The 19,060-nt window shown below is 55.2% G+C and carries 22 protein-coding genes; 14 read left to right on the forward strand and 8 right to left on the reverse strand.

The window, feature by feature from the left end; translation table 11 throughout:
• Positions 1 to 89 precede the first annotated feature (89 nt).
• Positions 90 to 935 carry a glutathione-dependent disulfide-bond oxidoreductase gene (gene yghU / locus ACOZIO_RS07560; protein WP_217139004.1) on the forward strand — a complete coding sequence of 282 codons (846 nt, stop codon included), beginning with the start codon at positions 90 to 92 and terminating at the stop codon, positions 933 to 935.
• Between the two features lie 52 nt (positions 936 to 987).
• Here the strand turns inward: yghU and yghX are convergent, their stop codons facing one another.
• Positions 988 to 1,893 carry a YghX family hydrolase gene (gene yghX, locus ACOZIO_RS07565; protein ID WP_129952256.1) on the reverse strand — a complete coding sequence of 302 codons (906 nt, stop codon included), beginning with the start codon at positions 1,891 to 1,893 and terminating at the stop codon, positions 988 to 990.
• A 155-nt stretch (positions 1,894 to 2,048) separates the two neighbouring features.
• Here yghX and ACOZIO_RS07570 point away from each other — a divergent pair, with 155 nt between their 5' ends.
• Entirely contained in the window at positions 2,049 to 2,249 is a 201-nt protein-coding gene (locus ACOZIO_RS07570; protein ID WP_129952255.1) for a DNA polymerase III subunit theta, read from the forward strand.
• Between the two features lie 10 nt (positions 2,250 to 2,259).
• Here the strand turns inward: ACOZIO_RS07570 and ACOZIO_RS07575 are convergent, their stop codons facing one another.
• A complete protein-coding gene (locus ACOZIO_RS07575; RefSeq protein ID WP_129991733.1) occupies positions 2,260 to 3,141 on the reverse strand; it encodes a LysR substrate-binding domain-containing protein in 882 nt (293 codons plus the stop codon).
• 104 nt (positions 3,142 to 3,245) lie between these two features.
• Here ACOZIO_RS07575 and ACOZIO_RS07580 point away from each other — a divergent pair, with 104 nt between their 5' ends.
• From ACOZIO_RS07580 to ACOZIO_RS07590, 3 genes are read left to right on the forward strand one after another with little or no spacing between them, the layout of a single operon-like run.
• Positions 3,246 to 3,569 carry a carboxymuconolactone decarboxylase family protein gene (locus ACOZIO_RS07580; protein WP_129991732.1) on the forward strand — a complete coding sequence of 108 codons (324 nt, stop codon included), beginning with the start codon at positions 3,246 to 3,248 and terminating at the stop codon, positions 3,567 to 3,569.
• Between the two features lie 22 nt (positions 3,570 to 3,591).
• Positions 3,592 to 3,996 (forward strand): tautomerase family protein, encoded by a 405-nt coding sequence (locus ACOZIO_RS07585; protein ID WP_129952252.1) that lies wholly within the window; start codon positions 3,592 to 3,594, stop codon positions 3,994 to 3,996.
• Positions 3,996 to 4,538: a DUF4865 family protein gene (locus tag ACOZIO_RS07590; protein ID WP_129991731.1), complete on the forward strand. Its 543-nt coding sequence runs from the start codon at positions 3,996 to 3,998 to the stop codon at positions 4,536 to 4,538. The genes ACOZIO_RS07585 and ACOZIO_RS07590 overlap by 1 nt, the downstream gene beginning before the upstream one ends.
• 4 nt (positions 4,539 to 4,542) lie before the next feature.
• On the opposite strand, the gene flhA is transcribed toward ACOZIO_RS07590, so the two are convergent.
• The 6 genes from flhA to hypA form a co-directional block, all read right to left on the reverse strand.
• On the reverse strand, positions 4,543 to 6,627 hold the full coding sequence (gene flhA / locus ACOZIO_RS07595; protein WP_408004143.1) for a formate hydrogenlyase transcriptional activator FlhA: 2,085 nt from the start codon (positions 6,625 to 6,627) through the stop codon (positions 4,543 to 4,545).
• A gap of 116 nt (positions 6,628 to 6,743) precedes the next feature.
• Positions 6,744 to 7,766, reverse strand: a complete 1,023-nt coding sequence (hypE, locus tag ACOZIO_RS07600; RefSeq protein WP_217158609.1) for a hydrogenase expression/formation protein HypE — start codon at positions 7,764 to 7,766, stop codon at positions 6,744 to 6,746.
• Positions 7,759 to 8,931, reverse strand: a complete 1,173-nt coding sequence (gene hypD, locus ACOZIO_RS07605; protein ID WP_129952248.1) for a hydrogenase formation protein HypD — start codon at positions 8,929 to 8,931, stop codon at positions 7,759 to 7,761. The genes hypE and hypD overlap by 8 nt, the downstream gene beginning before the upstream one ends.
• The gene (hypC, locus tag ACOZIO_RS07610; protein ID WP_129991729.1) at positions 8,931 to 9,209 is read right to left on the reverse strand and encodes a HypC/HybG/HupF family hydrogenase formation chaperone; all 279 of its coding nucleotides are present in this window, start codon (positions 9,207 to 9,209) and stop codon (positions 8,931 to 8,933) included. The genes hypD and hypC overlap by 1 nt, the downstream gene beginning before the upstream one ends.
• Entirely contained in the window at positions 9,200 to 9,991 is a 792-nt protein-coding gene (gene hypB, locus ACOZIO_RS07615) for a hydrogenase nickel incorporation protein HypB (protein WP_217158605.1), read from the reverse strand. Before hypB ends, hypC begins: the two co-directional genes overlap by 10 nt.
• Positions 9,992 to 10,022: 31 nt before the next feature.
• Entirely contained in the window at positions 10,023 to 10,367 is a 345-nt protein-coding gene (gene hypA, locus ACOZIO_RS07620) for a hydrogenase maturation nickel metallochaperone HypA (protein ID WP_421595155.1), read from the reverse strand.
• Positions 10,368 to 10,727: 360 nt separating this feature from the next.
• On the opposite strand from hypA, the gene hycA reads away from it, so the two are divergent.
• The 9 genes from hycA to hycI all read left to right on the forward strand — a co-directional run bounded on the left by hycA (position 10,728) and on the right by hycI (position 18,928).
• Entirely contained in the window at positions 10,728 to 11,195 is a 468-nt protein-coding gene (gene hycA / locus ACOZIO_RS07625) for a formate hydrogenlyase regulator HycA (RefSeq protein ID WP_129952244.1), read from the forward strand.
• A gap of 147 nt (positions 11,196 to 11,342) precedes the next feature.
• Positions 11,343 to 11,972 (forward strand): 4Fe-4S dicluster domain-containing protein, encoded by a 630-nt coding sequence (locus tag ACOZIO_RS07630; protein ID WP_129952243.1) that lies wholly within the window; start codon positions 11,343 to 11,345, stop codon positions 11,970 to 11,972.
• Positions 11,969 to 13,873: a proton-conducting transporter membrane subunit gene (locus tag ACOZIO_RS07635; RefSeq protein WP_421595156.1), complete on the forward strand. Its 1,905-nt coding sequence runs from the start codon at positions 11,969 to 11,971 to the stop codon at positions 13,871 to 13,873. The genes ACOZIO_RS07630 and ACOZIO_RS07635 overlap by 4 nt, the downstream gene beginning before the upstream one ends.
• 10 nt (positions 13,874 to 13,883) lie before the next feature.
• Positions 13,884 to 14,837 carry a respiratory chain complex I subunit 1 family protein gene (locus ACOZIO_RS07640; protein ID WP_129952241.1) on the forward strand — a complete coding sequence of 318 codons (954 nt, stop codon included), beginning with the start codon at positions 13,884 to 13,886 and terminating at the stop codon, positions 14,835 to 14,837.
• A 44-nt stretch (positions 14,838 to 14,881) separates the two neighbouring features.
• Positions 14,882 to 16,606, forward strand: coding sequence for an NADH-quinone oxidoreductase subunit C (locus tag ACOZIO_RS07645; protein WP_129952240.1), 1,725 nt, complete (start codon positions 14,882 to 14,884; stop codon positions 16,604 to 16,606).
• 13 nt (positions 16,607 to 16,619) lie between these two features.
• Complete coding sequence (locus ACOZIO_RS07650) at positions 16,620 to 17,177, forward strand: formate hydrogenlyase complex iron-sulfur subunit (RefSeq protein WP_129991725.1); 558 nt, start codon at positions 16,620 to 16,622, stop codon at positions 17,175 to 17,177.
• Positions 17,174 to 17,971 carry an NADH-quinone oxidoreductase subunit B family protein gene (locus ACOZIO_RS07655; RefSeq protein WP_129952238.1) on the forward strand — a complete coding sequence of 266 codons (798 nt, stop codon included), beginning with the start codon at positions 17,174 to 17,176 and terminating at the stop codon, positions 17,969 to 17,971. The genes ACOZIO_RS07650 and ACOZIO_RS07655 overlap by 4 nt, the downstream gene beginning before the upstream one ends.
• Complete coding sequence (locus tag ACOZIO_RS07660) at positions 17,971 to 18,450, forward strand: formate hydrogenlyase maturation HycH family protein (protein ID WP_129952775.1); 480 nt, start codon at positions 17,971 to 17,973, stop codon at positions 18,448 to 18,450. The genes ACOZIO_RS07655 and ACOZIO_RS07660 overlap by 1 nt, the downstream gene beginning before the upstream one ends.
• Positions 18,443 to 18,928 carry a hydrogenase maturation peptidase HycI gene (gene hycI, locus ACOZIO_RS07665; RefSeq protein WP_129952237.1) on the forward strand — a complete coding sequence of 162 codons (486 nt, stop codon included), beginning with the start codon at positions 18,443 to 18,445 and terminating at the stop codon, positions 18,926 to 18,928. Before ACOZIO_RS07660 ends, hycI begins: the two co-directional genes overlap by 8 nt.
• Positions 18,929 to 19,060 lie beyond the last annotated feature (132 nt).

Genomic DNA, 19,060 nt, shown 5'->3' on the forward strand with positions numbered 1-19,060 from the left:
AACTGCCGGGGGCACATTCTCAGCGTCGCCATTGATTAACTCCTGCTAAACTTTTGGGTCGTAACCTCAAAAAAGACGCGGAGAATGTCATGTCAGAACAGTATCAGCCACCTGAAGTCTGGACCTGGAATAAAGACGAAGTCAGTAAGTTCTCGAACATCAACCGTCCGGTAGCGGGCCCGACGCATGAAAAAACGCTGCCGGTGGGTAAACACCCGCTTCAGCTTTATTCTCTTGGTACGCCGAACGGCCAGAAAGTGACAATCCTGCTGGAAGAGTTACTGGCGCTGGGCATCAGCAGTGCGGAGTACGATGCATTTATTATCCGCATCAACGAAGGTGATCAGTTCTCCAGCGGCTTTGTTGACGTTAACCCGAACTCGAAAATTCCGGCGTTGCTGGATAACTCCACCACCCCGCCGATCCGAGTGTTTGAATCGGGCAACATCCTGCTTTATCTGGCAGAGAAGTTCGGCAAATTCCTGCCTGAAGATCTTGCCGGTCGCACCGAAACCCTGAACTGGTTGTTCTGGCTGCAAGGGTCCGCACCCTATCTTGGCGGCGGTTTCGGCCATTTTTATCACTACGCGCCGGTCAAAATCGAATACGCCATTAACCGCTTTACCATGGAAGCCAAACGCCAGCTCGACGTATTAGACCGTCAGCTTGCCGGACACCGTTATATTGCCGGTGAAGAATACACGATTGCCGATATCGCCATTTTCACCTGGTACGGCAGTCTGGCACAGGGCGGTCTGTACGAGTCTGCTAAATTCCTCGACATCCAATCCTATAAGCACTTCCAGCGCTGGGCCGCCGAGGTCGCAAGCCGTCCGGCGGTTAAACGCGGACGCATTGTGAATCGCACCTGGGGCGATGAACAGCTGGAAGAGCGCCATGATGCTTCGGATTTCGACGGCATCCTGAAATCATAACAGGCGTCTGAAACAAAAAAGAGCGGGGGTTTTACCCTCCCGCTCTTTTCTTTTATGCACTTTCTGTCGGTAATTCGAGGTATTTTTTAAACCAGGCAACGGTTCTTTCCCACGCCAGATCGGCTGCCGCTTTATCATAACGCGGCGTCGAATCGTTGTGAAAACCGTGGTTAACACCGGGGTAAATATACGCTTCATAAATTTTATCATTGGCCTTCAGCGCCGCTTCATATGCCGGCCAGCCTTCGGTAATCGGCTTATCCAGTTCAGCATAATGCAGCAATAACGGCGCTTTGATGCGCGGCACATCTTCCGGTTTCGGCTGGCGTCCGTAGAATGGCACGGCAGCAGCAAGTTCAGGGTAAGCCACCGCAGCCGCATTCGCCACACCTCCGCCGTAACAGAAACCGGTGATACCCACTTTGCCGGTGCCGGTCCCGTGGTGCATCAGAAATTCTACCGCCGCGAAAAAGTCGTTCATCAGCTTGGTCGGATCGACATTTTTTTGCAGTTCGCGCCCTTTTTCGTCATTGCCCGGATAACCGCCGACCGAACTCAGTCCGTCCGGTGCCAGCGCCACAAATCCGGCTTTCGCTACCCGCCGCGCAACATCTTCGATATACGGATTCAGCCCGCGATTTTCATGCACCACCACCACGCCGGGCACTTTGCCGGTCAGGTTGGCCGGACGTACCAGATAACCTTTCACGCTGCCGTGCCCCTGCGGTGACGGATACTGAATGTATTCCGCCACAATATCCGGATCGGTGAAGGGTACCTGTTCGGCATAGGCATAATTTGGCGTCATCAGCGTCGTCAGTGCAGCCAGCGACAATCCGCCCGCCACAAACTTCGCCGAGAGATCAAGAAACTCACGTTTGGTCATTTTGCCGTGCACGTAGAAATCAAAGTATTCGAGGAGTTCAGGCGGGAAATCTCTGGCGGTCATTCGGGTCATCTTCAGGCTCCGTTCCGGACAAGTGAAGAATAAATAATGGCCTGTTTTTGACGATTTTGTAAACCAACGGTGAAATTGAGACCTGATCTGAGCCGGGAAGCAAAACCTTTCGCCCGCTGAGAATGCTAAACTGCAAGCAGTCAACAGGAGATACCATGAACAAAACACTCGCAGGGCTGAGTAAAGAAGAGATGGATAAAGTGAGTGCCGGGCTGGCGGCCGGGACTGTCGCGGTGCGTGAGCGCAATAATCTGCCAGTCAACGCAGATGAAGTGGAGATGGAGCAGCCGGAACATCTGCGTGCTTATTTTCGCGAACGTCTGGAACATTACCGTCAGCAACCGGTTAAAAAGTAATTACCGCGGCTCAGTATTGCTGCGTAAAGAAGCCGATAATGGCCTCCCTCAGGCTGGCGGCCGCCTCGCCCGGCGGCGTCAGGCTCTGGTGCAGGCTGATCCCCACGTCACCTGGCGCGGGGAATTCCCTTAAAATTCTGACGGTTGCCGGTACACCGAAATCCGTACGCACGGTGACCCCGAGCCCGGCCGACATCGCTGCCCAAATTCCGCTCAGACTGCGGCTGGTGAAGGCTATACGCCAGGCAATCCCGGCGTTATCCAGTGCCGTCGTCGCGGCATTACGCATCAGGCATGGCGCTTCGAACACCAGTAAAGGCACGGGTTCGCCGGTTTCCTGATAATGCGTCAGGTTGAAATTTTCAGGGCCAATCCAGCGCAACGGCACACGTCCGAGCGACCGGCTTGACGGGAAAAGCGACGTTTCATCAGCCTGCCAGCACACAGCCAGATCAAACTCGTTATGCCGGATCCCGTCCAGCAGTTGCTGATTACGGGTAATACTGGCCGAAACCTGCACCTGCGGATGCGTGCGGGTGAATGTGCCGAGAATGGCCGGTAACAAGGTTTCGCCGAAATCCTCCTGCATGCCCAGATTCAGGCTGCCACTCAGCGCGCCGGCAAGCAGCACGGCACTGGCCTCATCATTCAGGCTGAGGATCCGCCTCGCATAACTGAGCATCACTTCGCCGCGTCCGGTCAGGATCAGGTGCCGTCCGGATTTCTGTACCAGCTCCGTGCCCGCCTGTTGCTCCAGTTTTTTCAGCTGTGCGCTGACGGCAGACGTTGAACGCCCCAGCCGGTCAGCGGCCAGCACAAAGCTCCCCAGCTCAATGCCGGTAACAAAACTGCGCAAGGCTTCTGAATCAAAAGTGACCGGTCTTTTCGCCATGCTTAATCATCCTGTTTTTATGGATTAATACTGCTGATATTTTCGATATTCAGGATAATCATAACGCCTTATGCTCCTTTTCACACCGAAAAAAGGAGCCTGATATGAGCACAACCTCTTCCCAAACGCAGACGCTGGATACCATGTCGCGCCTGACACCCAAACTGGCAGAACTGACGGAACAGGTGTTATTCGGCGATCTGTGGAAACGAAATGAACTGTCTGCGCGTGACCGCAGCCTGATCACTGTTGCCGCACTGATTGCCCTCAGCCGCAGTGAACAACTGCCTTTTCATCTGGATCTGGCGGTCAGCAACGGTGTCACACATACCGAACTGTCGGAAGTGATCACTCATCTGGCGTTTTATGCCGGATGGCCCGCCGCCGCGTCTGCCCTGAGCCGCTTCGCCGCTCTCAATGATCAGTAACCAGTAACCGGAGGAACCGACGATGCCTTTTACCCGAATCTCTTTACCTGCTCACCGCGCGGACGCCTGGCAGAACGCCATTTCAGCCACATTGCAGGAAACACTGGTTGATCACTTTTCCGTGCCCGCAGAGGATTGTTTTCAGCTGTTCGAACCGGCGGTCCGCCGCCAGCGGGTGATCAGTCCCACCTATTTAGCGGGCGAAAATGACCGGCGTTCGGACGATTTTTTGCTGTTTCACATTACGGCAGGTAAACCGCGTAACAGTTATCAGAAACAGCAACTGTTCCGGCATCTGGCCGAAAAGCTACACATCACGCTGGGCATTTCTCCGGCTGATGTGATGGTGGTGGTGAGTTTTACCCGGCCGGAAGACTGGTCGTTCAGTCACGGAGACATGTTCAGCATCCCGCAGGGAGCCGCCTGATGATTGCCATGCAATACAGTTTTACGCTGCCCGCAGATTACGACATGGACATTATTGAAAAGCGCATTGCCGATAACGGATACCGGACTGATGGCCTGGCGGGGCTTATTTTCAAAACGTATCTCTACGCCCGCCGTGACTGCCCGCAAACCGGCAGTACAGAAAATATCTACGCGCCGTTTTATCTGTGGCAGGACGTGTCAGGCATGAACCGTTTTATTTCAGGAGCGGGTTTTCAGGGTGTCGCCAACGCCTTCGGCTGGCCGCAGATCCGGGTTTATCCGGTGCTGGCAGCAAAAATGAGTAATGATGTCGCACAAGCGGTTTACGCCAAAAGAGAGATAACGGACATCGCACCGTTCAGTGATCTTGCGCCATTAGCTGAGGAAAACATCAATGACAGGCTGATCGACGTCACCGCCTGGGATACAACAAACTGGAAGAAAATACATTTTACAGCAGGGAGAAACCCGCTGGCAGGCGGTGGACAGAATTACCGCATCGGCCACATTTCATTGTCCGGTGCGGTAAAAGCAGTCTGACCGGTTAATGCGCGGCGATGCCTAATTTCTTCATTCTCGACAACAGTGTCGTGCGTTTTAACCCCAGACGTTGCGCCGCGCCACGCGGACCGGCGACCACGCCGTTGGTTTCTTTAAGTACCTGAAGGATGCGTTCGCGCTCGTCTTCCTCACTCAGGTGCGGAGCGGACGCAATATCAGGCGCGGAGGCCACCGGCACCGGCTGCGACACCGGCAACGGGTAATTCAGTTCAGGAAGTTGTAAATCCAGCACCGTTCCACGGGTCAGCAATACGGCGCGTTCGATAACATTTTCCAGCTCGCGCACGTTGCCCGGCCACGGCATCCGGCTCAGTAACCGTAAGGTCTCGGCCGGAATACTGTCGATGGTGCGTTTCATGCGTTTGGCGATTTTATAGGTCAGGAATTTCACCAGTTGCGGAATGTCTTCAGGGCGTTCACGCAGCGGCGGGATCACAATCGGGAAGACATTCAGCCGGTAATACAAATCACTGCGAAACTCTTTATCCGCCACCATCTGACGTAAATCGCGGTTCGTTGCTGCAATCATCCGCACATCCACCGATATCAGTTTATTGCCGCCGACACGTTCAAACTCCTGCTCCTGCAAAATGCGCAGCAGCTTGGGTTGCAGTTCAACGGGGATTTCACCGACTTCATCGAGGAATAACGTGCCTTTGTCAGCCAGCTCAAAACGGCCCATACGTTGCGCGGTGGCACCGGTAAACGAGCCTTTTTCATGGCCGAATAAATCGCTTTCCATTAAGCCGGCAGGCATGGCTGCGCAGTTCATTTTCACCATCCGCTGATCACGACGATCCCCCAGATTATGGATCGCACGGGCGATCAGCTCCTTACCGGTGCCGGTTTCGCCGAGGATCAGCACCGAACAGTCACTTTTCGCTACGATTTCCACCTGTTTCAGTACTGCTGACATGCTGGAGCTGCGCCCGACAATGTCGCTGAAATCCGGATTATTGCTGTTGATCTGCTCGGTGAGATACAGATTTTCGTGTTGCAGTTTCTCCTTCAGGCTTTTAATTTCCTGATAGGCCAGCGCGTTATCCACGGCAATCGCAATGCGTTCGGCGATCTGCTGTAACACCCGCAGGTTAGCGGAATTGAAGTTATCCGGCTGGCACTGTGCCAGTTTCAGAACGCCCAGCGTTTTATGACCAAAACGTAACGGCAGAATGCACAGGGTTTTGGTCTGATCCCGCCATAACAGCTGGAACAATGTGCTTTCATCATCCGGCTCTTCCGCAGCCCGCACATTAGTCAGCAACATTTCGCCATTTTTCATCACCTGCTGTTCCAGTGATCCGTCGAGCGACATGCGCGACTGTTCACGCTCCGCAACGTGCGTCTGCACGTAATGGGTCGCGTAAACACTGGCTTGTTCGCTGTCTTTATCGGCATCACACAGCACAATGCTGATGGCGTTAATGTGGAAGAAGTGGTGAATAGTCTTGGCGATTTCACCGGTCAGTTCGTCGAGATCCAGCTTGGACAGGACGGCATTGGTGATATCGACCAGAATACGGAAATCATCACGTTCATGGCGTAGCAGCGATTGCTGGAGCAACGCGTTTTCGCGCAACTGGATTTGTTCGACCGCAATGGCAGCCAGCGTGCAAAGGTCATAGAGACCATTTTTGTCTTCCTCACTGAACGGGGTCGCATGCTGACGGGTAAATTCGCAGCCGCCCAGCAACCCGGAAGAAGCCAGTAAAGGGACCAGACAATAATCGGTAAACGCCGGATACAGATTCAGCGCAGCCAGCTGAGGATAGCGAAGATGCAGCGCTTCGCTGCGCCAGACCTGCGTTTTGGGATTCTTCAACAGCGCATGCACCGGGCCTGTCGCCAGCAGCGTTTCATCCTCATAACTGACCGGTTGATGATGAGGATCGATACCATAAAAGCTGACGCGTTCACTGTTATTGTCGAACAACACCAGTGTTACGGCTTCCGCAATACCGGCAGTCTGAATCACCTGAGTCAGGGTTTCCAGCAGCGATGTCATGGTCTGCTGCAGCAACAAGGTGCGCGTCAGTTCCAGTAATCCTTTGTGTTTTGTGGTGCTCATTGTTGCACTCTGCATAGCGTTGGCTCTGGATAACGTGATTTTGGAAACAAGCTTTTTTAACCTCGGAGAACAGCGAAAATTCTACCCCTTTCGGCGCAGTCAGCCCCCTGACGAGATCAACAAATGCGAGGTAAGGGCTCCGCGTGGGGCAACATTAGCTGGCGGGAAACCCCCAGTGCGCCGCGCAGACACACCTGTGGATTGACCGTCACCTCACCGATCGTCGCAGCACCGGCTCCGAGCGGATGGTGGCGTAACAGCTTCAGCACTTTTTCTTCGGCCCCGGCGGATACCACCACCACCAGTTTGCCTTCGTTGGCAAAGTTCAGCGGTTCCAGTCCCAGTAATTCGCAGATACCACGCACTGCGGGTTTAACCGGCAACGCAGTTTCGTCGATGGCGATCCCCAACCCACTGGCGGCGCTGAATTCATGCAGAATTGCATTCACTCCGCCGCGTGTGGCATCGCGTAAGGCATGGACACCGGCCAGCGGTCGCAGCGGTGCAATCATCGGGGCCAGCACTGCACAGTCACTTTCCACGCCCAGATCCATCCCCAGATTTTCCCGCAAATTCAGGATCGCCGCACCGTGATCGCCAAGCGTCCCGCTGACGATGACTTTATCCCCCGCTTTTATCATAGCGGCGCCCCAGTTCACGGCGGTTGGGATCACGCCTATTCCGGCCGTGTTAATGAAGATTTTATCGGCTGCCCCACGCTGCACGACTTTGGTGTCACCGGTCACAATGGCAATGTCCGCCTCCCGTGCCGTCTGCGCCATCAAACTTACTATTTTCTGTAAGTCATCCAGCGCTAATCCTTCTTCCAGAATAAAGCCGCAGGAAAGATAGGCAGGTATCGCACCGCATACCGCCAGATCGTTCGCCGTGCCGCACACCGCCAGCTTGCCGATATTGCCGCCGGGGAAAAAGACGGGGTCGATAACGTAACTGTCTGTGGTAAATGCCAGCCGGTCCCCCAGGGCATTCAGGCTGGCAAGCGACAACCGGGCGCCGTCTTCCTGTTCGTTAAGCCAGGGATTATCAAACGCACTGAGGAACATATGTTCGATCATCTGCTGCATGGCACGGCCGCCGCTGCCATGCGCCATAGTGACGACGTCTTTGCGATCACTCATCCTGGCTTACCTTCTGTTTTATCTGTTTTTGCGGCGGTTTATTCGCACTCGCCGTTTCCTGATAACGGTACTGATACCATGCCGCACATGCACCTTCGGAAGACACCATCAGCGCACCAAATGCATTCTGTGGCGTACAACCGCTGCCAAACAGCGGACATTCATGTGGCTTACAGCGCCCGGTCAGGACTTCACCGCAACGGGAGCGGGGATCGTCTGCCACCGGCTGTGCCTGCGGATTAAAGCGCCGCTCCGCATCCATCGGGGCATAGGCAGGCGTCAGGGTAATTCCTGAGGCTTCAATCACGCCCAGGCCGCGCCACTCGCTGCTGCCGGAAAGCGTAAACACCTCCCGCATCGCTTCCTGTGCCAGCAGGTTACCCTCTTCCGGCACCACGCGGCGGTACTGATTTTCGGTTTTACACGATGCCTCGCAAACTTGTTCCACCAGCATCAGCACGCTTTGCAGCATGTCGAGTGGTTCAAAGCCGCTTATCACCAGCGGCTTGCCAAATTCTTCACTGATGAAATGATAAGGTGCGGTGCCTGTCACCATGCTGACGTGACCGGGTGCCAGAAAAGCGTCAATCCGCACATCATCCTGCGAAAGCAGGCTGCGTAAGGTTGGCATCAGACTGATGTGCTGACAGAACACACTGAAATTGGACAGGCGTTCGCGTCGCGCCTGTTGCAGCGTAACGGCGGTAACCGGTAGCGTGGTTTCAAAACCAAGGGCGAAAAACACCACCTGACGCGCCGGATTTTCACGCGCCAGTTTCAGCGTATCCAGCGGGGAATACACTACGCGTACATCAGCACCGCGTTCGCGCGCCTGCAAAAGCGAGCCATGCTGGCCGGGCACACGCAACGCATCGCCGAAGGTACAGAAAATCACCCCGGGGTGCGCGGCAATTTCGCAGCAGGCGTCAATCCGCCCCATCGGTAACACACACACCGGACACCCCGGCCCGTGAATAAATTCCAGTTGCGGTGGCAGCAGTTTATCCAGCCCGAATTTGAAAATGGCATGCGTATGACCACCGCACACTTCCATAATCTGCATCGGTTTTTCAGCGGTATAAGGCAGCAATGCCGCGCGCTGATGCAGCCTTTCAATCAGCGTTTTCGCCAGTTTCGGATCACGGAATTCATCAACAAAACGCATTATTTTGCCTCTCCCGCGCCGAGAAACAGGGCGACATCGGCTTCCACTTCTTCCATCGCGTGCAACGCAGCCAGCGTTTCCTGTGCTTCCTGTTCATCAAGTTTGCTTAATGCAAAGCCGACGTGGATCAATACCCAGCCGCCGATCAGCATTTGTGGCTGGCCGTCGCACACCAGTGCAATATTCACTTCGCGGCGCAGACCACAGACTTCTGCCCAGGCGTGATCGGGCTGCTGGTCGTGCAGTGCAACGATTTGCCCAGGAATGCCTATGCACATCGTTGCTGCTCCAGCCAGGTCAGCCACAGATCCATGCCTTCGCCGGTGGTGGCAGAAAGCCGGATCACTTCAATCTGCGGATTAACCTGCCGCGCATTGGCAATGCAGGCGTCGACGTCAAAACTGACATACGGCAGCAGATCGATTTTGTTGAGGATCATCAGACGCGACGCCGCAAACATATGCGGATACTTCAGCGGTTTGTCCTCGCCTTCCGTGACGGACAGCACTGCCACTTTGTGCAATTCCCCCAGATCAAAGCTGGCCGGACACACCAGATTGCCGACATTCTCAATAAAAAGCAGACTGTTATTGTTAGGCGACAGCTGATGCAGCGCATCGTGAACCATTTGTGCATCCAGATGGCAGCCTTTACCGGTATTGACCTGAATCGCCGGTACGCCGGTGGCACGGATACGATCAGCATCATTCGTGGTTTGCTGGTCGCCTTCTATTACCGCACAGTCAAAATAGGGTGCCAGCCGGGTCAGGGTGCAGGTCAGCAGTGTCGTTTTACCGGAGCCGGGGCTGGACACCAGATTCAGGGCCAGAATGCCCGTTGCCGCAAAATGCTCGCGGTTGTGGGCGGCAATATGATTATTTTTGGCTAGCACATCCATTTCGATGTCCACCAGCCGTCGCGGCGCAAACGGCAGGCCGTGGTGGTGATCGTGGGAATGATCATGTGGATGAATGTGATCATGGGAATGTTGATGAACGTGTTCAGGGCTGACACCTTCAATACGAAGTTCGCCGCTGGCGCAACCACAGGTACTGCACATAGCTTTCTCCCCCGGGCATATCGGGCACCCGTTATTCGATTTCGATTCGTTTAATTTTCATGCCGTCATCGGCCACCACCCGTACATCACGCCCGCCACATTGCGGACACAGCAGCACACCAGGGCTGAGTAAGGAGATGTCCTGCTGGCAGCTGTAGCACCAGCTTTCTGCTGCCGGTGTCACGAGATGTAATTCACAACCTTCGGCGAGGGTTTCGCGACACGCCAGTTCAAAGCAAAATTCCACCGCTTCCGGTTCAACGCAGGAAAATGCGCCAATTTCCATCCATACCGCCGTAATTCGCCGGGCATTATTTTGTCGTCCAAATTGCTGCATTATTTCTACGGCATTCTGGCACAACGTAATCTCGTGCATTATTTCCCCTCCGGCAGGAGATTAATAAAGAGCGCATGGAAACATGAGTAGCAATATTGGTGCCAGAATTTTTCGACAGGTGTAAACAGGACTGAAAATCAAATAGCGGAATAACTCTGACATCGTCCGTCATATATGTCGAAATACAGTGCCTTCGACATGTCATCATGTTTTCCATGCGGCCCGGCATTCAGCACGGGAACTCCACAACCACATGATAATAAAGGAAATAAGCAATAAAATCCGAAGCTGGCACGTTTTATGCCAGTAGTGTTATATGCGCCGTATTTTCGTCGTCATTTTATGCATAAAGACGCACCGGAAAGGCACTTACGCACACCTCAATAACGGGTAATAACAATGAGCACTCTCAGTGAACTGACCAGCAAAGCGGATTACATAGCCAGTAAAAACAGCCACCTGAAGTTACAATGGCGCACGTATCAAAACAGCCTGATACAGGCAATAACTCATTCAAATAAAAAGATAAACCATGAATTCAGCTGCGGCGAAGATCAGGATATCCGCTTCACGCTGTTTAACCATTTTTCAGTCAGCATTCATCTCAGCGACGACTTCTACAGTCAGGATATCGTTTACAGCCTGAACATGGCACACAACGGTGAAGACCCTGTCTTCAGAGTGTTTGCACACGCCACGCTGAGCGAAGAAGGCCGGGTTGATGGCACCGTGGACATTAAAGATAAAAACGCCGTGCTTGAACATTATCTCAATAAAATTTCGGCTATTTATCAATGTATTTTTGACTCACTGAAAAGTAATCAGCCGATTCATTCCCAACTCGATAAATTACTCAGCCACGCCTGATTTACATTCGGAAATACATTACCCCTTCGGCACAACAGAAATATTTTTTATTGCCGAACTTTTACTGGGATCAATTCCGACATAAATGTCGAAATGTCAATTTAAGTGCCGATTTCGTCACCTTTGACGAAATACCAAGGAGACTTCATGAGCTTTAAAAATGCCATGAATCAATATGTGATAGCCGATGCGAAACTTTGTATTGGCTGCAATACCTGTATGGCCAGCTGTTCGCAGGAGCACCAGCGTCACGGTTTGCAATCTGCTCCCCGTTTACAGGTGATGCGTAACCGTCTGGATTCCGCGCCGGTGATGTGTCACCAGTGTGAAGATGCCCCCTGCGCACAGGTGTGTCCGGTCAATGCTATCACCCGTGAAAATGACGCCATTCATCTCAATGAAAGTCTGTGTGTGAGCTGCAAGCTATGCGGGCTTGCCTGCCCGTTCGGCGCCATTACCTTTTCCGGCAGCGCACCGCTGGATATTCCCCGCGACTGCAATACCCCCAAAGCCCTGCCCGCCCCGCGAGATCCACGGGCCGTCAGCCCGTTTCTGGATTGCGTACCGGGAGTGCGCGCGGTGGCGGTCAAATGCGATTTATGCAGCTTCAGCCCTGAGGGGCCGGCGTGTATCAGGACCTGCCCTACGCAGGCCATCACCCTGGTCACGGCCAGTCTGTCTGAAAACGCCAGTCAGCAAAAACGCCTGAATGCAATGAATGTATTTCCGGCCGGGCTGACTTCCTTTAGTGCGCCTGACACGGAGGCCAAACAATGACGGCATTATTAGCTTTGGATCCGGCGTCGCTGATGACGCTGGCAATGCTGGTCTGGGTTCTCAGCGGTATCGCCTGCGGATTGCTGGCCGGGGCTGCAAAAATCAGCAGTCTGATTTCAGGCACCGGCGGCATGATCGCATCGGTAGCCGTCATTCTTGCTGCGATTCTTATGTTGAGCAATGGCACATCAGTGACACTCACGCTGCCGGTTCTGCCTTACCGCGCCAGCTTCAGCCCGCTGAATGCGCTGTTATTACTGGCGATGTCCGTAACAGCCTTGTGCAGCAGCCTGTATGCCTGCGCCTGGCTGGCGAATGCCCGTCCGCGCCAGCGCGCCCGCACCGGTTCGTTATGTAATCTGCTGCTGGCAGCGCTGACCGCCGCCGCGATTTCCGCCAATGCGGCTGAACTGATCATGATGATGGAAATGGCCGCCCTGTGTGCTTATTTCCTGATCGTCCAGGCCGACGATGTGAAAAGCCGACGTGCCGGTCTGAATCAGTTTTTATCCGGCCGCCTCGGCACGTTGTGTCTGATTCTGGCGTTTGCACTGCTGCATCGCGCCGGTGGCAGTCTGGATTTTGAGGTGCTTCGCCACACAACGTTTACGCCGGGCACTAAATCTCTGGCATTCCTGCTGGCGCTGGCCGGCTTCGGACTGTATGCCGGAATTATCCCGCTGCACGCCTGGGTGCCGCAGTCGCATTCCAGCGCCCCCGCCCACGCCGCCGCTCTGTTCTCTTCTGCATTAATGAAAATCGGCATTATCGGCATCGTAAAAGTCGGTCTGGATCTGCTGGGTGCACCGCCACTCTGGTGGGGCCTGATGGTATTGCTTCTGGCGATCCTGACCGCATTTATCGGCGGTCTGTACGCACTGATGGAACATGATATCCGCCGTCTGCTGGCCTATCACACTCTGGAAAACGTCGGGATTATTCTGCTCGGCGTCGGTGGTGCCATGGTGGGCGTGGCACTGAATCTGCCGCTGCTGGCCTCACTCGCCCTGCTGGCCGGATTATTCCACCTGTTCAATCACGGGCTGTTTAAAACTGCGCTGTTCCTCGGTGCCGGTGAAATCGAAATGCAGACCGGCATTAAGGACATGGAAAAACTCGGCGGGATCGCCCGTCTGATGCCGTGGACCGCCGTGGCGATGCTGATTGCCCTGATGTCGATGGCTGCGCTGCCGCCGCTGAATGGCTTTGCCAGCGAATGGCTGCTCTACCAGTCTTTATTCCAGCTGAGCGCCAGTCATGTGTTTCTCGCACGTCTGCTCGGGCCGTTACTGGCAACCGGTCTGGCGCTGACCGGTGCACTGGCCCTGATGTGTATTGCCAAAGTCTTTGGCGTCACATTCTTAGGCTCACCCCGCAGTCAGGCGGCGGCAGAAGCCACGCCGGCCCCGAGGATGATGACGCTGAGCAGCGTATTGCTGGCGCTGTTGTGTGTACTTTCCGGTGTCGCCTCGCCATGGATTATTCCGCATTTTTCTGCCGTGGCCGCCTCGGTGCTGAATGCGTCTGTTTTACCGGCAGCTGCGCATGGCGTGGTGTTTTCTGACACGTCCGCCGTGTCTGCACCGATGATCGCGCTGCTGCTGCTGGGCATGCCGCTGCTGCCATGGATTATCGCGGCGGCATTGCGCGGCTCCCGTCTCCCAAACCGTTCACGCGGCGATGCCTGGGCCTGTGGCTACGGTCATTGCGCTGCCATGGTGGTGACGGCGACCGGTTTTGCTCAGCCGCTGCGCGTGATGTTTGCCCCGCTTTATCGTCTGCGTCAGCACATGACACCCGTGCCGCTGGTGGCTGCGCTGCACCGTGGCTGGCTGGGGGCTTTCTGCCGTCGTCTGGCGCTCATCGAACTGGCCGTGTTGCTGGTCGTGGCTTTTGCCTGAGGAACTGACTTTGAACTTTTCATTCTTACTCGCAGGTTCGTTGTGGCCGCTGGGGCTGCTGCAGGCCATTGCCTTGCTGGCGCTTGCGCCGTTGTTTGCCGGTTTCAGCCGCGTGATGCGCGCGCGGATGCACAACCGTCAGGGGCCGGGCGTATTACAGGAATACCGTGATATCGCCAAACTGCTGACCCGCCAGAGTGTCGCGCCCGCTGCCGCGGGTTCAGCATTTCGCAGCATGCCGTATCTGCTGACCGGCGGATTATTGGTGATCGCTACGGCCCTGCCGGTGGTCACGCTGGCCTCGCCAGTGGGAGCTGCGGGCGATGTGATCACCGTTATTTATCTGTTTGCCGTGGTGCGTTTTGTGTTTGCGATTGCCGGTCTCGATACCGGCAGCACCTTCACCGGTATAGGCGCCAGCCGTGAAGCGGTACTCGGTGTGCTGGTCGAACCGATCCTGCTGCTTGGTTTGTGGATTGCGGCACTGGTGGCCGGTTCAACCTCGCTGGGTGCCATTGCTGCCCGCGTACTGCACTGGCCGCTGTCCTCTTCCCTGACTCTCGTTCTGGCCGGTCTGGCCTGTGCATTCGCCACTTATATCGAAATGGGCAAACTGCCGTTCGACATGGCGGAAGCCGAGCAGGAATTACAGGAAGGCCCGCTGACAGAATATTCCGGCGCGGCGCTCGGCGTGCTGAAAATCGGCATCAGCCTGAAACAACTGGTGGTGTTGCAGTTGTTCATCGGTCTGTTCCTCCCGTTCGGGTTGACGGAACAGTTCACGCCGCTGGCCCTGCTGACGGCCGTGGTGTGGTGCCTGCTGAAACTGCTGATCGCGGTCTTTGTGGTCGCGCTAATCGAGAACAGCGTCGCCCGTCTGCGCTTTCTTAAAACTTCCCGCACCACCTGGGCGGGATTCGGGCTGGCGTTTCTGGCGCTGGTTTCCTGGCTGGTCGCAGGCTGACCTGACATTTTTCTTGTCCCGCTGCGGCGGGAAGAGGCCTTGTAATGAGTGAGTTTAATACCGCATTAAATCAAAACCCGGTCGGCAAAGAATATCTGGCCGCGCTGGCGAAACAGTTTCCGTCGGCAATTTTAGGCAGTGAATGGCAGACCGATACACAGGCAACCGTCACCATCCGGCTGAACTGGCTGCCGGAAGTCGTCGAATGGCTGTATTACCAGCAGGGTGGCTGGCTGTCCGTGCTATTCGGTAACGACGAACGGACGCTGTGCGGCAATTACGCGCTGTATTATGTGCTGTCGATGGAACGGGGCGTGAAGTGCTGGATCACCGTGCGCGCCGAAGTGGATCCCGCGTCCCTCGAATTTCCTTCCGTGACACCGCGCGTACCGGCTGCCGTTTGGGGCGAACGCGAAGTCCGTGATATGTACGGGTTGCGTCCGGTCGGGCTGCCGGATGAACGACGTCTGGTGCTGCCGGATGACTGGCCGGACGATTTATATCCGCTGCGTAAAGACGCGATGGATTACCGTCAGCGCCCGGCACCGACCACGGATGAAGAAACCTATCCGTTTATTTCCGAAGCCAAAGAAGGCAGCAAAATCGTGCCGATTGGTCCGCTGCACGTCACGTCTGACGAACCCGGACACTTTCGTCTGTTCGTCGACGGCGAAGACATTATCGATGCCGATTACCGTCTGTTTTACGTGCACCGTGGCATGGAAAAACTGGCTGAAACCCGCATGGGCTACAACGAAGTCACCTTCCTGTCAGACCGCGTTTGCGGCATCTGCGGCTTCACGCACAGCGTGGCGTACACCTCTTCGGTCGAAAATGCGATGGGCATTGTGGTGCCGGAACGTGCCCAGATGATCCGTTCCATTCTGCTGGAAGTGGAACGTCTGCACAGCCATCTGCTCAATCTCGGACTGGCCTGCCACTTTGTCGGTTTCGATTCCGGTTTCATGCAATTTTTCCGCGTCCGTGAACAGTCGATGAAGATGGCAGAAATCCTGACCGGCGCGCGTAAAACCTATGGTATGAACCTGATCGGCGGTATCCGCCGCGACATTCTCAAAGATGATATGACAGCCACGATTGCCCTGGCGGGCAGCATGCGCCGTGATCTTAACGAGCTGGTTGATATTCTGCTCAGCACGCCGAATACCCGGCAGCGCAGCGTGGGCGTCGGTATTCTGGATCCTGAAGTCGCTCGCGATTTCAGTAACGTCGGGCCGATGGTCCGTGGCAGTGGTCACCGCCGCGATATGCGTCAGGATCACCCTTATGCCGGTTACGCCAAACTGCCATTTGAGCTGTGCAGCGAAACCGGTAACGACGTTTATTCCCGCCTGAAAGTGCGTATCCATGAAGTGTTTAACGCCCTGAATATGATCGAGTTCGGCCTGCAAAGCCTGCCCGGCGGCCCGCTGGCAGTCGAAGGTTTCAATTATATTCCACACCGCTTTGCTCTTGGTTTTGCCGAAGCACCACGCGGTGATGACATTCACTGGAGCATGACCGGCGACAACCAAAAGCTGTTCCGCTGGCGTTGCCGTGCGGCGACTTACGCCAACTGGCCGACACTGCGCTACATGCTGCGCGGCAATACGGTGTCTGATGCGCCGCTGATTATCGGCAGTCTCGATCCTTGTTATTCCTGCACCGACCGCATGACGGTTGTTGATGTGCGTAAGAAAACGTCCATTGTCGTGCCTTACAAAGAGATCGAACGTTACGGCATCGAACGCAAAAATTCGCCGCTTTGAGGAACTGCTTATCATGCTGAAACTGATTAAAAAAGTGCTTAAAACCGGCACCGCAACCGTGGCTTATCCGTTTAAGCCGCTGGATCTGGCACCCAATTTTCGCGGCAAACCGCAATACACCGCACAGCAGTGTATTGCCTGCGGCGCATGTGCCAACGCTTGTCCGTCTAACGCGCTGACCATGACCACGGCAGAAGACGGCGAAACGATCCGCTGGTCGCTGTTTCTGGGACGCTGTATTTTCTGCGCCCGCTGTGAAGAAGTCTGCCCGACGGCCGCCATCAGACTGTCGCAGGAATTCGAACTGGCAGTCTGGCGGAAAGAAGATTTGTTTGAGACGGCGGATTTCCCGATCTGTCATTGCCGGGCCTGCGGCAAACCTTACGCGGTACAAAAGGAAATCGACTTTGCACTCAGCCTGTTGCAGGAAAGTGCCGCACTGAGCGACCGGCAAATTTCTGAACGCCGCGAACAGTACGAAACCTGTCCCGAATGCAAAAAACTACACAGCCTTTCTTCGACCGACCGGATTGATATCGGCCGGCACATGACCACGGAGGCCCGTTCATGAGTCATAACCTGTTTGCTCCGCGTGACGAAAACGGCTTGCCGGTCCCCGTCACGCTGGACGAAAGCATTACTAAACTGAAATCCACACTGCTTAACAGCATCCGCCGCTCAGCTTATGTTTACCGCGTGGACTGCGGCGGGTGTAACGGCTGTGAAATTGAGATTTTCGCCGCCATTTCCCCGCTGTTCGATGCCGAACGTTTCGGCATCAAGGTTGTACCGTCGCCGCGCCACGCCGACATTTTGCTGTTCACCGGTGCCGTCACCCGCGCCATGCGCATTCCGGCACTGCGCGCCTGGGACAGTGCACCGGATCCGAAAATCTGCATTTCCTACGGAGCCTGCGGCAACAGCGGTGGCATCTTCCATGATCTGTACTGCGTATGGGGAGGTACCGACAAAATCGTGCCGGTGGATGTGTATATTCCCGGGTGCCCGCCGACACCGGCTGCCACCATTTATGGTTTTGCGCTGGCGCTGGGTTTGCTGGATCAGAAGATTAAAGGCCAGCAACACGACGAAGCGGCCACCGGACCGGCAGCGCTGCTGCACCCGGATATACCGCAGCCACTGCGCGTATTACTGGACAGGGAAGCACGCCGGATGGCCGGTTACCGTTATGGCCGCCAGATTGCTGACAAGTTTATGGATATCGTTGCCGCGCCCGGCTTACAACCGGTGGAACAGCGGGTGTCTGCATATCTTGAGGAACAAGGTGATCTGCGTCTCAACGAAATTGTCGGCAATCTGCAACACATTTATCAGCAGGTTCTGCGTGGTGAGGTACATCTGTGATGACCTCCGTTAACGACCAGCGCTACGCGCGCCATCAACCTTATACCGGTCATCAGCCGGACAAAAACAAAGTGATTTTCTATTCACTGAGCAGCAAGTTTGTCGATGAGAAAAGCGCACAGAAACGCAGTTCGCAAAAAGTGCAGGAAGTGGTGTATTACAGCCTGGCGATCGGACATCACCTCGGGGTGATCGACTGTCTGACATCCCGCCTGGAATGCCCGCTTGAGGGGTATCTGCACTGGGTTGACTGTCTGCCTGAAAACAGCGAAGCGCACCGCAAACTGGCCGGTGTGCGGCGTTTCGGGGAGATCAATATCGACAGCAGCCACACCCACTTGCTGGCGCTGGCGCTGCGTGATGCCCGCCCGAAAATGAGTGCTGAACAACAGGGCTGGAGCGACCGGCTCATCGCCCTGCTCACCCAAATTGAACACGACCCCGCCATGTACCTGATGGTCAGGAGATACGATGCCTGATTTAACCTCCCGCTACGCACTGTTGTGCGTGGGCAACAGCATGATGGGTGATGACGGTGCCGGTCCGCGGCTGGCCGAACTCTGCGTTGAAAAACCGCTGGCCGGCTGGACAGTGGTTGACGGCGGCGCGGTACCGGAAAACGACATCGGTTATTTACGCGAACTGCGGCCTGCACATCTGGTGATTGTCGATGCCACTGACATGGGGCTGGCGCCCGGTGAAATGCGCATCATCGATGAAGATGACATCGCCGACATGTTCATGATGACCACCCATAATCTGCCGCTGACATTCCTCATTCAGCAGTTGCGTACAGACATCCCGCACATCACGTTTGTCGGCATTCAGCCGGATGTGGTGGCTTTTTACTTCCCCATGAGCGCCGCTGTTGAACAGGCTGTTAGCCATCTGTATCAGCGATTGCCTGCGCTGGAGCAAGGGCTCGGGATAGCCCCTTTCCGGCAGGAAACCGCCTGACAGCGTCTGTCGACATAACTGTCGATGCGGTGACGAAACAGACATGACGTCAGCGACTGGTTTCGTCACCGTCACACACAAAACAAATAACGTATTGAATTTAATGATAAATATCACAACCAAGAAACTGGC

The organism is Rahnella sp. PD4 (genome assembly GCF_049199325.1).
In the GTDB taxonomy this organism is placed as follows: Bacteria; Pseudomonadota; Gammaproteobacteria; order Enterobacterales; family Enterobacteriaceae; genus Rahnella; species Rahnella perminowiae.

Coding starts and splice junctions, on each gene's coding strand:
- ACOZIO_RS07590 (WP_129991731.1), top strand. CDS start 3,996: ATGATTGCCATGCAATACAGTTTTACGCTGCCCGCAGATTACGACATG.
- ACOZIO_RS07635 (WP_421595156.1), top strand. CDS start 11,969: ATGACGGCATTATTAGCTTTGGATCCGGCGTCGCTGATGACGCTGGCA.
- ACOZIO_RS07585 (WP_129952252.1), top strand. CDS start 3,592: ATGCCTTTTACCCGAATCTCTTTACCTGCTCACCGCGCGGACGCCTGG.
- hypB (WP_217158605.1), bottom strand. CDS start 9,991: ATGTGCAGTACCTGTGGTTGCGCCAGCGGCGAACTTCGTATTGAAGGT.
- hycI (WP_129952237.1), top strand. CDS start 18,443: ATGCCTGATTTAACCTCCCGCTACGCACTGTTGTGCGTGGGCAACAGC.
- hypA (WP_421595155.1), bottom strand. CDS start 10,367: ATGCACGAGATTACGTTGTGCCAGAATGCCGTAGAAATAATGCAGCAA.
- ACOZIO_RS07655 (WP_129952238.1), top strand. CDS start 17,174: ATGAGTCATAACCTGTTTGCTCCGCGTGACGAAAACGGCTTGCCGGTC.
- ACOZIO_RS07570 (WP_129952255.1), top strand. CDS start 2,049: ATGAACAAAACACTCGCAGGGCTGAGTAAAGAAGAGATGGATAAAGTG.
- ACOZIO_RS07630 (WP_129952243.1), top strand. CDS start 11,343: ATGAGCTTTAAAAATGCCATGAATCAATATGTGATAGCCGATGCGAAA.
- flhA (WP_408004143.1), bottom strand. CDS start 6,627: ATGAGCACCACAAAACACAAAGGATTACTGGAACTGACGCGCACCTTG.
- yghU (WP_217139004.1), top strand. CDS start 90: ATGTCAGAACAGTATCAGCCACCTGAAGTCTGGACCTGGAATAAAGAC.
- ACOZIO_RS07660 (WP_129952775.1), top strand. CDS start 17,971: ATGACCTCCGTTAACGACCAGCGCTACGCGCGCCATCAACCTTATACC.
- ACOZIO_RS07580 (WP_129991732.1), top strand. CDS start 3,246: ATGAGCACAACCTCTTCCCAAACGCAGACGCTGGATACCATGTCGCGC.
- hycA (WP_129952244.1), top strand. CDS start 10,728: ATGAGCACTCTCAGTGAACTGACCAGCAAAGCGGATTACATAGCCAGT.
- hypD (WP_129952248.1), bottom strand. CDS start 8,931: ATGCGTTTTGTTGATGAATTCCGTGATCCGAAACTGGCGAAAACGCTG.
- ACOZIO_RS07650 (WP_129991725.1), top strand. CDS start 16,620: ATGCTGAAACTGATTAAAAAAGTGCTTAAAACCGGCACCGCAACCGTG.
- hypC (WP_129991729.1), bottom strand. CDS start 9,209: ATGTGCATAGGCATTCCTGGGCAAATCGTTGCACTGCACGACCAGCAG.
- ACOZIO_RS07575 (WP_129991733.1), bottom strand. CDS start 3,141: ATGGCGAAAAGACCGGTCACTTTTGATTCAGAAGCCTTGCGCAGTTTT.
- yghX (WP_129952256.1), bottom strand. CDS start 1,893: ATGACCCGAATGACCGCCAGAGATTTCCCGCCTGAACTCCTCGAATAC.
- hypE (WP_217158609.1), bottom strand. CDS start 7,766: ATGAGTGATCGCAAAGACGTCGTCACTATGGCGCATGGCAGCGGCGGC.
- ACOZIO_RS07645 (WP_129952240.1), top strand. CDS start 14,882: ATGAGTGAGTTTAATACCGCATTAAATCAAAACCCGGTCGGCAAAGAA.